General features: G+C 59.7%; 14 protein-coding genes. 4 read left to right on the forward strand and 10 right to left on the reverse strand.

Annotated elements, in window-relative coordinates; all coding sequences use genetic code 11:
* Nucleotides 1-183: 183 nt before the first annotated feature.
* The 3 genes from BK665_RS17575 to BK665_RS17585 all read right to left on the reverse strand — a co-directional run bounded on the left by BK665_RS17575 (nt 184) and on the right by BK665_RS17585 (nt 3,732).
* Nucleotides 184-1,281, reverse strand: a complete 1,098-nt coding sequence (locus BK665_RS17575; protein ID WP_123407637.1) for a polyamine ABC transporter substrate-binding protein — start codon at nt 1,279-1,281, stop codon at nt 184-186.
* A gap of 133 nt (nt 1,282-1,414) precedes the next feature.
* Nucleotides 1,415-2,260: a helix-turn-helix transcriptional regulator gene (locus BK665_RS17580; RefSeq protein WP_259699617.1), complete on the reverse strand. Its 846-nt coding sequence runs from the start codon at nt 2,258-2,260 to the stop codon at nt 1,415-1,417.
* A gap of 53 nt (nt 2,261-2,313) precedes the next feature.
* Nucleotides 2,314-3,732, reverse strand: a complete 1,419-nt coding sequence (locus BK665_RS17585; protein WP_123407640.1) for an aminotransferase — start codon at nt 3,730-3,732, stop codon at nt 2,314-2,316.
* A gap of 159 nt (nt 3,733-3,891) precedes the next feature.
* Between BK665_RS17585 and BK665_RS17590 the strand changes: the two genes are divergently transcribed.
* Nucleotides 3,892-4,164: a hypothetical protein gene (locus tag BK665_RS17590; protein ID WP_123407643.1), complete on the forward strand. Its 273-nt coding sequence runs from the start codon at nt 3,892-3,894 to the stop codon at nt 4,162-4,164.
* 351 nt (nt 4,165-4,515) lie between these two features.
* Here the strand turns inward: BK665_RS17590 and BK665_RS17600 are convergent, their stop codons facing one another.
* Entirely contained in the window at nt 4,516-4,737 is a 222-nt protein-coding gene (locus BK665_RS17600) for a hypothetical protein (protein ID WP_123407707.1), read from the reverse strand.
* A 173-nt stretch (nt 4,738-4,910) separates the two neighbouring features.
* Between BK665_RS17600 and BK665_RS17605 the strand changes: the two genes are divergently transcribed.
* Nucleotides 4,911-5,591 carry an SOS response-associated peptidase family protein gene (locus tag BK665_RS17605; protein WP_123407647.1) on the forward strand — a complete coding sequence of 227 codons (681 nt, stop codon included), beginning with the start codon at nt 4,911-4,913 and terminating at the stop codon, nt 5,589-5,591.
* A gap of 6 nt (nt 5,592-5,597) precedes the next feature.
* Here BK665_RS17605 and BK665_RS17610 read toward each other — a convergent pair whose 3' ends face one another.
* Together BK665_RS17610 and BK665_RS17620 are read right to left on the reverse strand one after the other, a co-directional pair.
* Nucleotides 5,598-5,933 carry a hypothetical protein gene (locus BK665_RS17610; protein WP_259699618.1) on the reverse strand — a complete coding sequence of 112 codons (336 nt, stop codon included), beginning with the start codon at nt 5,931-5,933 and terminating at the stop codon, nt 5,598-5,600.
* A gap of 418 nt (nt 5,934-6,351) precedes the next feature.
* Entirely contained in the window at nt 6,352-6,537 is a 186-nt protein-coding gene (locus BK665_RS17620; protein ID WP_123407653.1) for a hypothetical protein, read from the reverse strand.
* A gap of 266 nt (nt 6,538-6,803) precedes the next feature.
* On the opposite strand from BK665_RS17620, the gene BK665_RS17625 reads away from it, so the two are divergent.
* The gene (locus BK665_RS17625; protein WP_123407655.1) at nt 6,804-7,001 is read left to right on the forward strand and encodes a hypothetical protein; all 198 of its coding nucleotides are present in this window, start codon (nt 6,804-6,806) and stop codon (nt 6,999-7,001) included.
* Between the two features lie 62 nt (nt 7,002-7,063).
* Here BK665_RS17625 and BK665_RS17630 read toward each other — a convergent pair whose 3' ends face one another.
* Nucleotides 7,064-7,279 carry a hypothetical protein gene (locus BK665_RS17630; RefSeq protein ID WP_375538941.1) on the reverse strand — a complete coding sequence of 72 codons (216 nt, stop codon included), beginning with the start codon at nt 7,277-7,279 and terminating at the stop codon, nt 7,064-7,066.
* Between the two features lie 845 nt (nt 7,280-8,124).
* Here BK665_RS17630 and BK665_RS17640 point away from each other — a divergent pair.
* On the forward strand, nt 8,125-8,334 hold the full coding sequence (locus tag BK665_RS17640) for a hypothetical protein (RefSeq protein WP_123407659.1): 210 nt from the start codon (nt 8,125-8,127) through the stop codon (nt 8,332-8,334).
* A gap of 38 nt (nt 8,335-8,372) precedes the next feature.
* On the opposite strand, the gene metC is transcribed toward BK665_RS17640, so the two are convergent.
* From metC to BK665_RS17655, 3 genes are read right to left on the reverse strand one after another with little or no spacing between them, the layout of a single operon-like run.
* Entirely contained in the window at nt 8,373-11,090 is a 2,718-nt protein-coding gene (gene metC, locus BK665_RS17645; RefSeq protein ID WP_123407661.1) for a cystathionine beta-lyase, read from the reverse strand.
* Nucleotides 11,091-11,114: 24 nt separating this feature from the next.
* A complete protein-coding gene (locus BK665_RS17650; protein ID WP_123407662.1) occupies nt 11,115-11,771 on the reverse strand; it encodes a glutathione S-transferase N-terminal domain-containing protein in 657 nt (218 codons plus the stop codon).
* The gene (locus BK665_RS17655) at nt 11,768-12,364 is read right to left on the reverse strand and encodes a cysteine dioxygenase family protein (protein WP_123407664.1); all 597 of its coding nucleotides are present in this window, start codon (nt 12,362-12,364) and stop codon (nt 11,768-11,770) included. The genes BK665_RS17650 and BK665_RS17655 overlap by 4 nt, the downstream gene beginning before the upstream one ends.
* Nucleotides 12,365-12,375 lie beyond the last annotated feature (11 nt).

Below are 12,375 nucleotides of genomic sequence, written 5' to 3' on the forward strand. Positions count from 1 at the left end.
TTTTTGAACAGCGGGTGTAGAACTGCCGTCGATACTAAACAGGTGTTCAGTAAGGCGGCAATCCCGTGCAAAAAGCCGTGTAACGCTTGTTACAAGACTTAACTACTTGATTAGTTTTGGATTTTTCAGCAAACGGAAGATGGCGGCGCTGGAAGTTGTTACATCTTCGAACAACAACCCTGGCTACTTGCCGGTTTTAACGTTGTTCCACACCCGGGTCATCGCCCGCATGCCCTGGGCGTCGTGGGTCTTTTGCGCAAACAGGCGTTGACGCGTGGTGTCATCGGGATAGATCGCCGGAGTGGCGAGCACGTCCGCGTCGACCAGGGCGGTTGCCGCCGAGTTGCTGTTGGCGTAGTGAATCAGGTTGGTGACGTCGGCCATGTGCTGTGGTTGCAACATGAACTCGATGAACGCGTGCGCATTCGCCGCGTGGGTCGAGTCTTTCGGGATGTACAAGTCATCGAACCAGATCAGCGAACCTTCCTTGGGCACGAAGTACGACAATTGGGTCTTGAGCCCCGCCTCTTTCGCCCGGGCCTGAGCCGTAGCGGCGTCACCCGACCAGGTCATGGCCAGGCAAATATCACCGTTGGGCAAACTGTTGAGGTAACTCACCGAGTCAAACTTCTTGATGTACGGGCGCACGGCCATCAGCACGTCTTGTGCGGCTTTAAGGTCGTCGGCGGCCACGCTTTGCGGGTCACGTCCCAGGTATTGCAACGCCAGGGGAATGACTTCGGTTGGCGCGTCAAGCAAGGTCACGCCGCAATCGGCGAATTTAGAAACCACTTTTGGATCGAAGACCATCGCCAATGAACCGATCGGCGCATCGGGCATGCGTTCCTTGATCATCTTCACGTTGAAGGTCACACCGTTGCTGCCCCAGGTGTAAGGCGCGGAATAGACCAGCCCCGGGTCGTAGGTCTGCAACTTCTGCACGATCTCGGGATTGAGGTTGTTCCAACTCGGTAACTGCTTCTTGTCCAGCGGCTGGAACACATTCGCCTTGATCAGCGGCGGGACGAGCGAAGCGTTAAGCATCACCAGGTCATAACCGGAGTGGCCGGTCAGCAACTTGGCCTGGACAGTCTCGTAACCATCGAAGGTGTCGTAGATGACTTTGATGCCGGTGGCTTTTTCAAAGTCCGCCAGGGTGTGTTCACCGATGTAGTCCGACCAGTTGTAAATGCGCAGCGTGTTATCCGCCTCCGCCGCCTGAGTCGCCGGGCACAAGGGGAAAAGCAAAAGACTGGAAAGGACGGCTAGCGCAGTTCGCATTGTTATTCACCTTTTGGTGTTTTCTTCTGGAGGAAGCGTGCGCCTTTACTATTTAGCCATTGGGGGAGCGGCACCATACTCCAAATGGGTAGGTGCACTTTTATCTCGGGAGGAACCGTTCGCCGCAGCAGCGCTAAGCTTTCTGCAACCACTCGATAAACTGCGCAAACAACTCCGACTGCGAGTTGATGCCCAGCTTCAAGTACAGGTTTTTGCGGTGCATGCGCACGGTTTCGGGGGAGATGCCCATTTCCCGGGCGGTGGATTTGATCGAGTGCCCACGCAGCACCATGTGCGCACTCTCGCGCTCGCGTTCGGTCAGCACGTCACAGCCGAACTGTTGCATCGCCACCTGGATGCGCTGGTTGACCGCTGTCGATGCCGTTTGCGCGGCACTTTCGCCCTGCGCTGAAAGGGTCTCAATGTAGCCACACTGGCGAATGAACAGACGCACCATCGGCTCCACGGCGCGCAGCACATTCACCTGGTCGGCGCTCAAGCAACTGGCGCCCATGCCCTGGAACAGGCTGACCGAAATCTTGCTCTGCTCATCCAGATTGACGATGTAGTAACTGTCTTCGGTGCAGCCCAGGTTCAGGTAATAGGTCTTGTAATAGTCGCTGTCGAAAAAGTCGTCCGGAGCGATTTCGGCCAGCGAATAGAAGCCTTGGGCCAGACCACTGTCCACCGCCAGGCAAAACGGATCGAGCAGATAGCCCACGGAAAAGTAGCGATTGAGGATGGCGTCCAGGTGCTGCTCGGGAATGCCATGCTGATACAGCAACCTGGGCGGGCAGTTCTTGCGCTCCAGGCTGATCATGACCGACTCGACCGGCGCCAGCGCGGTCAACGCCACCACCAGATGCGCCAATGCACCGGGCTCGGCGGCCTGCCGGAACGCGCGCTCAAGCTCCACATGCCATTGGTGCAAGGCCTGCAAAGGAAGGGTGATCGAATGAGGGGGAGCCGAAATGTCCATGCCGGCCAGTCTAGCGATTGCCCCCTCCCCGCGCAAAGTGGCGAAACGACGCTTCATTGCCCGGCGTAATCACCGCTGCATTGCAGCTCCACGGCGACTTCGAGAATGCATTCGCGAAGCGTCTCGACGATCTCATCGACCTGGGCATGGCTGATCGTCAACGGTGGCGACATCACGTTCAGGTGCACGATCGGCCGCACCAGCAACCCTTTGTACTGGGCGCGCAGATGGATTTTCTCGCCAATGTTCAAGGCTTCCGGGAACAGCTTTTTCGTGCGTTTGTCTTCGACGAATTCCACACAGGCCATCAATTTCTTGCAGCGCACATCCCCCACCAGGGGCAAACCGACCAACGTCTTCAGGCGCTGTTCGAAGTAGGCGCCGACGTCATCGACATGGGCCAGCAGGTTTTCCCGCTCGATGATTTCGATGTTCTTCAGCGCCGCCGTGCAGCACACCGGGTGGCCGCTGTAGGTAAAACCGTGGGTAAAACAGCGGCCCTGGCCTGGCTCGCTGATCACGTCCCAGATGCGCTGGGAAAAGATGCAGGCTCCCAGCGGCAGGTACGCCGAGGTCAGACCCTTGGCCGTGGTGATGATGTCGGGCTGCACGCCAAACACGTCCCAGGCAGAAAAGAATTTGCCCAGACGCCCAAAGGACGTCACCACTTCATCGGCGACGAACAGAATGTCGTATTGCTGGCAAACCTCCCACATCCGCCGCAGGTAACCCTCCGGCGGGATGATCACGCCACCGGAGCCCATGATCGGCTCGGCGTAGAACGCGGCGACCTTGTCCGCACCGATGCTGAGGATCTTGTCCTCGAACTCGCGCACCAGAAACTCCAGCAACTGCGCTTCGTCCATGCCTTCTGGCGCACGATAGGGATTGGGGCTGGAAACGTGATGGATTTTATCGTGGGCGTAGTCGAACTCGGGGACCCGGTCCGCGGCTTTGTTGCCGATCGACATCGTCAGGCAGGTCGAGCCGTGATAGGCGCCGTAGCGGGCGATCACATGTTTTTTCTCAGGCTTGCCACGGCAGTTCTGGTAGTACTGGATCAAGCGGTAGCTGGTGTCCACCGCCGTCGAACCGCCCGTGGTCAGGAATACGTGATCCAGATCGCCGGGGGCCAGGCTGGCGAGTTTCTCGCACAAGCGAATGGCCACCGAATTGGCCATGTCGGAGAACGGATTTGAATAGGCCAGTTGACGCACTTGATCGGCAATGGCCTCGGCCATTTCTTCACGACCCAGGCCAATGTTGGTGCACCACATTCCGCCGACCGCATCGAGGAATCGATTGCCGTCAGCGTCGAAGATGTAAGCGCCTTCGCCGGCCACAATGTTCAGGGCGCCCATTTCCCGGTGCTCATCGAACACGTGATAACCGTGCATGTAATGCGCCTTGTCCGCGCGGGTCAGTTTCGCCTGTTCGGCAGGCGTCAAGAACGCTTGTTTTGAAATCGGCATGAACACTTCCCTTTCGAATAATTGTCATGCCGATCATTCAGCCGATTGGACAGCGGCGCCATACTCCAAATGGGTGGGTGCCGTTCGTCCAGCGCCCGGCACATTCCCCTTTCCGGCTCTTCCAACGCTATATACCGCCTGTACAGGAAGACCCGGACCATGAACAAGACCATCGCCACTTTCGCCTTCGCAAGTTTGCTGGCCACTGCTCCGCTTTTCGTTTTGGCCGCCGAGAAAACCAACGCGGAATCAGCCGTTCCGCCCTCCGCCATGCCTGGAATCAACCAGTCCGGCAGCTCGAAGTCCGAGGACAAAGCCAGCAAGAAAGGTGAAGAGGCTTCGGGTTCAAACTCCGGCGCGGAATCGGAGGCCATGGATAAAGAGACCGACGCCTCGCACAGCACCAAAGACGTCAAAAAACCCAAACCGTAGGGGCGCTCGGGAGCGGTGTGTCAGTCCCGACGCCTTCGCGAGCAAGCCCGCTCCCACAGGGAATGGGGGCAGGCTGAAAATTTTTTAAACGACTCCAATCCAATGTGGGAGCGGGCTTGCTCGCGAATGCGGTGTGTCAGCTAGCATTGATATCAACTGACACGCCCTCTTCGCGAGCAAGCCCGCTCCCACAGGGAATGGGGTCAGGCTGAAAATTTTGTAAACGACTCCAATCCAGTGTGGGAGCGCGCTTGCTCGCGAAAGCGGTGGGTCAGGCGACATTTTCCATCGACTGTGCCGCAGCCTTCGCGAGCAAGCTTTGCTCCTACAGGTGTCGGGGGCGAGGCTGCGCTATCCAGCGCCGCCCATGCACTCGGCGGTGCTGGACAGCAACATCCCGGCCTGCTGGACAAGCTTGCGCCATTCGTCACTGGTGATGAGGTCGGCGCGTTCCATGTCGTCGGCCCGTCTCAGCAATCTAAAGTACTTGTCCTCTGGGTCTATCTGCTTTTCAGAAAGAGTAAATAGCTGTCGCCACGCCGTCATGGCCAGTCTTCGCTGTGCTTCTTTCATTGAGGCCCCCATTGGTCGTCTTTAGGTAGAGGCCAAGGGAGCGGCGGCGTTCAGCGTGATATCGGTTACGCCGACCAATGGTGGCAGTGCGCCACAAGTCGCGCCGCTCATGCCATGCAAACAAGCCTCTATCGCGCTGGTCTACGCTGAATGAACAAGCGGAGGACCGGATCATGTGCGGACGACTTTCCCAGTACCGTGGCATTCACGATTTCGTAGCGACGCTGAGCATCCCCAACGCCCTGATCAACACCGTCGGCGACCAGCCGCTCGACCACTACAACGCCGCGCCGACCATGCAACTGGCCCTGTTCCACCAGGAAGGCGATGTGGTGCACGCCGATTCCGTGCGCTGGGGCTGGCGCCCGCACTGGGCGAAGGAGTCCACCACGCCGATCAACGCCCGGGTCGAGAAAGTCGCCCACGGCCCCTACTTCAAGACGGTCTGGCCGCACCGGGCGATTGTCGCGATCGATAATTGGTTTGAGTGGGTTTACGAAGGCGGACCGAAAAAGCAGCCCTACCTGATTCGCCGCAAGGACCGGGCGCCGATCCTGTGTGCCGCGATTGGCCAATACCCGAGATACGAACATGAGCCCGACGAGCACGACGGCTTTGTGATCATCACCGCCGACAGCGCGGGCGGCATGCTCGACATCCATGACCGCCGCCCAGTCACGCTTTCACCGCAACTGGCCCGGGAATGGCTGGACCCCGCCACGCCCAAGGAGCGCGCCGAGCAAATGGCGCTGCTTGAGGGCGAGCCTTCCGATATTTTCGAATGGTTCAAGGTCGATAGCGCGGTGGGCAATGTGCGCAATCAGGGCGCGGAACTGATCCGGGCGCTGCAGTAAGCGCCTCTACAACGGACAGACCGCCGCCACTTTATAGTCATCGCCCGGCGTACTGACCTGCACCGTCCAGCCTTCGGTAAACGTCATCGCGTTATCCGCGACGATAGAGCTGATGACAGGGCAAAGCTTTTTGGCGTCCTCAGCAGAGCCATCGACAGAGATATAGACCGCACGATTTTTCGCCGAGAACTCCGAGGCCTGGGTCAAGGCGTCGTTGCCATCCAGGATTTTGCAAAGCAATGAAGCGCTCTCGGCGGATTCATCCTTGCCACTTGAATAAGCCAACTGAGCCGTCACGAGGGCCAACAAAAACATCAGGCTTGCGGTGTACCGGTTGTTCACGTCCACGTTCCTTCGTTGCGGGGGCGCCAATACTAATTCACACCCCCCGAATCCGTCCCGTCCCGACTATTGATAAACGTGTTCCAGTGCACATAAGCATCATGTTGGCGCTTCACTGCCTCCTCCCATTCCGACCCGGACACGGATCGGCATGAAATCAGCCTCATCATTTCCGCCGTGGCAGCTTCGAGATCTGCCTGCAGCGCATGGGATTTGCTCCGGAAATCATCGACTGATGTCATTGCCTCAACCCCATTGGCGCGATCGCCACAGAGAAGCAAATTGCTTCAGGATGATTGAACGTGGTTGCGGTGAAAGATTCACGCAAGCCGATCACCGGTATCTTGCGGACGCAAAAAAGCCCAGCACGGTGGCTGGGCTTCGGTAATTTGCGGTTTTGCAGCCATCTCACACGCGGCTAGCCGGGGATATTGAGGAAAGCGTTCCAGCGCTCATAGGCATCGTGTTGCCGCTTGGTGGCCGCATCCCATTCCGGCCCTGAAACGCGTCTGGATGTCACCAACGTCATCATCACCATCGTCGCGGCATCCAATTCGATCAGAAGCTCGTGGGATTGAATCCTGAAGTCTTCGAAAGACGTCATTAACTTGCCTCCGTGCGGAGCTCACCGCCATCGAGGAACAATTGCCCCTCGAACAATGGAGTTCGCCCAGCGCCGATAATTCAGAAAGCCGGACGGTCGGTCGGTGCGCCCGGGATCACCATTCGTCGCCTGCAAAAATCCGGCGCCGCAAGCGACCAAATCTTGGCTTGGGGTTTGCACTCGCGGTGGTAGCAGCCCCAGAACGACATAATTCTGACGCGGCAGCAATCACCTCAATACGCTTGGTCAGTCACCGGAGAAGTACCGTGTCAACTCTCAATGAAATCGCCATGAACCACGCGAGAATGCTTAAGGCAAAGGAAGAAGAGTCGACCGGGCTGAGTGAGCGACATCTGCAGATAGTCGGCAGTTTCGAGGTTCCCTGCGCTGATCCGCAGCAAAATATTGCGCTGCACCTGATCGTCGCGGCACAGGACAGTCACTTGAGCCAGGCCTGTGCCTGATCGCACGCCACCTGTCGCACGCCTGATGACCTGACGCCTGGCGTGTGACAGATGCCCTCCCTTTAAGCCGCAGATCCGCTTCGCAACTCTTGCCCCACGCCAGAACCTCCGCCCGCCCGCAACGCATGCCGAAGCTTCAGGGCCGGGCGTTCGACGAGGAAATACGAAATGCCGCTCAGCAAAAATGCGAGCAGCAGCATCGTGTGGACATTGAAAGCGCCAGGCCAGAAGCCCCGCAGGAAATACATCACCACAAAGTGGTTCAGGGTCAGATACATCCTGACCGTATTTCACACCTGTAAAGGATGTCTCCGGTTTAAAACGTAAAGGATGTCCCCGGTTTCTACCTGCGCAACAACGACCCCGTGTGGGAGCGGGCTTGCTCGCGAAGACGGCGGCATATCCGACATCAATGCCAGCAGAGCCACCGCTTTCGCGAGCAGGCTCGCTCCCACACTGGATCTTGGCTGTACACAAATACTGTGTTCACAGCCGATCCCTTGTAGGAGCGAGGCTTGCCCGCGAAGACGGCGGCATATCCGACATCAATGCCAACAGACCCACCGCTTTCGCGAGCAAGCCCGCTCCCACACTGGATCTTGGCTGTACACAAATACTGTGTTCACAGCCGATCCCCCTGTAGGAGCGAGGCTTGCCCGCGAAGACGGCGGCATATCCGACATCAATGCCAACAGACCCACCGCTTTCGCGAGCAAGCCCGCTCCCACACTGGATCTTGGCTGTACACAAATACTGTGTTCACAGCCGATCCCTTGTGGGAGCGGGCTTGCTCGCGAAGACGGCGGCACATCCAACATCAATGCCAGCAGACCCACCGCTTTCGCGAGCAAGCCCGCTCCCACACTGGATCTTGGCTGTACACAAATACTGTATTCACAGCCGATCCCCCGTAGGAGCGAGGCTTGCCCGCGAAGAGGCCGGCACATCCAACATCAATGCCAGCAGACCCACCGCCTTCGCGAGCAAGCCCGCTCCCACAGGTTACATGTCGTTACGGACCGGCAGTCCCCTTGGCTGGCGACAACCTCTTTCCTCAACTAACGTTTCTACCTCATCAATCAGTGCCTGCTTCGGCGGCGGGCGCTTTATCAAGGAGAGATAGATGACATCCGTTCGTGTGACCGAGCAAACCTATCGCACCTGGTCCAGCCCCATCCTGCTTGAGCTCAAGGAGCGCGAGCATCAGCTCGACCCTGTGGCCCGCCAGGCGCTGCAGAATGTGCTGATGGAAAGAAGGCTGGTGAACACTGGCCACTCCACCGGGCCGGAACGACGCAGTGCGGGTTCGGCGGGAAGCGACAAACGCTGGTAGCCGCCCCCCGTCACCGATTCGCTGCCTGGACCTCGGGTTTATCCCGCCGCAGCGAATCCCCGCGCAAGATCCTCGATCAACGCCTCGACGTCCTCCAGCCCGATATGCAGTCGCAGTACCGGATTCAACCGGCGATCTTCAGCACGTTCGCGCTCCTTGAGTTCAGCCACGGTGACCAGGCTTTCATAGCCGCCCCAGGACGCCCCCAGGCCGAACAGTTGAAGCGCGTCGATGAAGCGTTCGGCGTAAGCCTCGTCGGCGTCTTGCAGTTCGAACGAAAGCAAGCCGTTGCTGCCCTTGAAGTCACGGCGCCACAGGGCATGACCGGGGTGGTCGGGCAAGGCAGGATGGAACACTTGCTTCACCTGCGATTGAGCCTGCAGCCAGTGGGCGATTTCCAGGGCCTGGCGTTCATGGACTTCCAGGCGAGGCGCCAGGGTCCGGGCGCCGCGCAGTACCAGGTAAGCGTCGTCGGGGCTGACGGCGTTGCCGAAGGTGTCGCCCATGGCGGCCAGGGGTTGCCATACCTCTTGCCGGGTGCAGACGCTGCCCATGACCACGTCGCTATGGCCACACAGGTATTTGGTCAGGGCCATGATCGAGATGTCGGCGCCCAGGGTCAGCGGCCGGTACAGATAGCCCGAGCCCCAGGTGTTGTCCACCGCCAACAGAATGCCTCGCGGCTTGCACAGCGCGGCGAGGGCCGGCAGATCGCACAGTTCGTAGAGCAACGAACCGGGCACTTCGGTGTAGAGCATTTTGGTGTTGGCTTGCAGCTTCGCGAGCACATCGCTGCCGTCGGGGGCGAAGTAGCTGACTTCAATCCCGAACGGTTGCAGAAAGTCCCGGGCCAGGCGCCGCACCGGCGAATACACCGCATCGGTGATCAACACATGATCGCCGGGACGCAAATAAGCCAGGAACGTCTGCGCCACCGCCGCCAAACCGGTGCCGTACAAGCGGGTGCGATAACCGCCCTCAAGCTCCGTGACCAGATCTTCCAGGGCGAACGCCGTCGGGTTGCCCCGGGCGCCGTAGCTCAGGACGCGCTCATGGTCGCGGCGGGAACGGGCGTCGCGCATTTGGGCGAGGCTGTCGAACAGCACCGTGCTTAATCGCGTGACCGGAACGTTGACGCCCCGCCCACCGTTGCCCTTTTCAGTGCGCGCCGAGTGGACGAGCTGAGTACGAACCCGGGACGCCCGCAGCGGCTTGAGACTGGCGATTTCCTCTTCGCTCATCTGCGCCAGCAAGCCAATTTCCCACGCCAGGTATTGCCGCGCCGCGTCCTTGTTGCCGGAATGACGGTCGTGGGTGAAGAACAGGAAATCGATGCACTGCGCGTCGGGCGGTGTGTTGGCGTCCTCTTGCAGCTCAAGACCCGTCACATTCCCGGCGAACCGGGTTTGCCGGCGCTGATGTTCGGGCAACTCCAACGCCGCGAACGCGGCCAACCGTGAATCATCCGCCAGCAACACCAAGGGCCGTTGCTCCCCGGCCACCTCCGCCGCCAGCAACGAACGAATCGACCAACGCGCCCCGGCGATATGACCTTTGCGATAAACCATGCTCGGGCGCAGGTCGATCAGCGCGACGGCATCGTCCTTCAACGCATCAGCCAAGGCCTGTGCCGTGATCAATGGCAACGCTTCATGCGCAACGTTTTCCGCTAAAGGCAACGCCAAATTACTGCCGACGCCCCCCTCAAGCACATAAGCCTCATGCCCCAACTGACGCAGCCAACTGGCGACAATCGGTGCCCGCACGCCATCGCTGTCGATCAGCACCAACCGCGCCTTGCGCACGCCAATGTACAAATCGGTGGATTGAATCAACTGCCCACCCGGCGTGTGTTGCGCGCCCGGCAAACTGCCAGCGGCGAATTCTTCGCCGGTGCGAACATCACACAGAAACAGACTGCGCCCGGCCTCCTGCGCCCACGCTTCAACCTGAGCGACGGCAACGGTTTTCACCCCGGCCTTCTGTGCCAATTGCGCGGCGGCCAAACGCTGCCCCGGCAAGGCATCGGCTGACACCTCATCGGCATAGCGCCGGGTGCTGCCATGCTCCAGCTGAAAATCTTCCAGATACCAGCCCTGAGTGCCGTTTTCCAAGGCGTACACCGGGTTCTTCAGCCCCAGGTTGATCAGCGTCTGCGCGCCGATAATGCTGCGGGTGCGACCGGCGCAATTGACCACAATCGGCGTGCTGTCGTCCGGCACCAAATCGTGGACGCGATAGCCCAACTCGCCATTCGGGCAGCACACCGAACCGGGAATGGTCATCTTGCGGTATTCGTCGAACGGCCGGCCGTCGAGCACCACCAGTGGCTCGCCCCGGGCCTGCCATTGCGCCAATTGCGTGGCGGTGACGTGGGGCGTGTGACTGGCCTCCTCGACCAATTCACCAAACGCCTTGGACGGCACATGCACCCCGGCAAACAACTGAAAACCGGCGGCCTGCCACCCTTCGGCACCGCCCTCCAGAATATGCACGCGAGCGTACCCCAACGCCTGTAAACGCCGGGATGCACGGGCAGCGATACCACCACCGTCCTGGTCGTAAATCACCAGCCGCACCTGCGGATTCGGCGCCAGCCGCCGCACCTCCAGCTCCAGGCGGCTATAGGGCAGGTTCACCCCGAAAAACAGATGGGCTTCGCCATATTGACCATGCTCACGCACGTCAAACAGGGCGATTTCCTGCCCGTCGAACAGCCACTGCTGCAATTGCCCTGGGGTTACGGTCTGGCTCATGGAAGTCCCGCTTGAAAAAGAGAGTTATTGAAGCGCGAGGGAGCGCTCGTTGGCGGCGATGTCCCGGCCCTTGGCATAAGCGCGCTGGATAGCCGAGCGGGCCTTGAGGCGTTCGCGCCAGGCATCGATGTGCGGGTAGTCCGCCAAGTCCTGGCCCTGACGCAGCGGCTGAATCCACGGAAAAATCGCCATGTCGGCAATGGAGTACTCGCCCGCCACATATGGCACTTCGGACAAACGAGCTTCCAGCACTTGATACAGCCGCGTCGCCTCGGCATTCAGCAGGTCGAGGGCGAACGGGATCGGCTGCGGCGCCTTCTCTTTGAACACCTGCAACTGGCTCAGGTACGGCGTGACATGCCCGACCTGCCAAAACAGCCATTCCTGCACCTTTTGACGCTCGGCAGTCCCGGTTGGCGGCAGAAAACGCCCGGCCTTGTCGGCCAGGTAGTAGAGGATCGCGCCCGACTCGAACAGGCTCAACGGCGCGTCCGATCCCTCAGGCGCATGATCGACAATCGCCGGAATTCGCCCGTTGGCGCTGATGCGCTGGAACGTCGCACGCTTCTGCTCGCCGGTACGGATGTTGATCGGCAGCACGCGGTAGTCCTGCCCGAGTTCTTCGAGCAGGATGCCGATCTTCAGCCCGTTGCCGGTGGGCCAGTAGTACAAGTCGATCATGCGTAAGCCTTGATCGACGGCGCCATTTGCGAGGCGTTGTAGTTGAGAATCCGCCCGTCGGCTTCCACACCGTAGCGACCGTTGAGGGATTCCAGCGGCAAGCCGTAGAGGTGGAAATGCAGGGTGGCCTGCTCGCCTTCAACGCGAATGCCATGCAGGTCTTCACCGAGAAACGATATCGACGTGCCGGGTTGCACGATCACTTCTTTTTCCAGGTGCAGGGTGGTGAAGCCAGGCTCGCGGCCTTCATCGCTGCGGCCATAGACGTAGTTGATTTCCTGGCCTTCGACGGCGCTGATGATCGCCCAGGTTTCGTGGTTGTGCGGGATCGTGCTTTTGCCCGGCAACAACGAATTCAGGTACAGCGTCGGCGTGTCGCCATCGTCGTTGAGGCGGTAGCGGAACGCAGTGCTGCCCTGCCCCGGCACCGGCGCCGGGAACGCGTCGAAGTTGAACAAATCGCGGCGCTCGGCCAGGGTTTCGAGCAAGGCAACAATTTCCACCAGCGCGGCGCGGTCGACGCCCCGTTGGTTGATGACACGGATTTTCTTGAGGAAATCCTCGATGACGACGGTACGGTTATCGGTACTCATGAATTAGCTCC

Source organism: Pseudomonas frederiksbergensis (assembly GCF_003732665.1).
Taxonomy (GTDB): domain Bacteria; phylum Pseudomonadota; class Gammaproteobacteria; order Pseudomonadales; family Pseudomonadaceae; genus Aquipseudomonas; species Aquipseudomonas frederiksbergensis_G.

What these genes read in the sequence shown, in the direction of transcription:
- BK665_RS17585 (WP_123407640.1), bottom strand. Translation starts at nt 3,732, where the DNA reads ATGCCGATTTCAAAACAAGCGTTCTTGACGCCTGCCGAACAGGCGAAA.
- BK665_RS17575 (WP_123407637.1), bottom strand. Translation starts at nt 1,281, where the DNA reads ATGCGAACTGCGCTAGCCGTCCTTTCCAGTCTTTTGCTTTTCCCCTTG.
- BK665_RS17630 (WP_375538941.1), bottom strand. Translation starts at nt 7,279, where the DNA reads ATGTATCTGACCCTGAACCACTTTGTGGTGATGTATTTCCTGCGGGGC.
- BK665_RS17640 (WP_123407659.1), top strand. Translation starts at nt 8,125, where the DNA reads ATGACATCCGTTCGTGTGACCGAGCAAACCTATCGCACCTGGTCCAGC.
- BK665_RS17580 (WP_259699617.1), bottom strand. Translation starts at nt 2,260, where the DNA reads ATGGACATTTCGGCTCCCCCTCATTCGATCACCCTTCCTTTGCAGGCC.
- BK665_RS17600 (WP_123407707.1), bottom strand. Translation starts at nt 4,737, where the DNA reads ATGAAAGAAGCACAGCGAAGACTGGCCATGACGGCGTGGCGACAGCTA.
- metC (WP_123407661.1), bottom strand. Translation starts at nt 11,090, where the DNA reads ATGAGCCAGACCGTAACCCCAGGGCAATTGCAGCAGTGGCTGTTCGAC.
- BK665_RS17620 (WP_123407653.1), bottom strand. Translation starts at nt 6,537, where the DNA reads ATGACGTCTTTCGAAGACTTCAGGATTCAATCCCACGAGCTTCTGATC.
- BK665_RS17590 (WP_123407643.1), top strand. Translation starts at nt 3,892, where the DNA reads ATGAACAAGACCATCGCCACTTTCGCCTTCGCAAGTTTGCTGGCCACT.
- BK665_RS17605 (WP_123407647.1), top strand. Translation starts at nt 4,911, where the DNA reads ATGTGCGGACGACTTTCCCAGTACCGTGGCATTCACGATTTCGTAGCG.
- BK665_RS17650 (WP_123407662.1), bottom strand. Translation starts at nt 11,771, where the DNA reads ATGATCGACTTGTACTACTGGCCCACCGGCAACGGGCTGAAGATCGGC.
- BK665_RS17655 (WP_123407664.1), bottom strand. Translation starts at nt 12,364, where the DNA reads ATGAGTACCGATAACCGTACCGTCGTCATCGAGGATTTCCTCAAGAAA.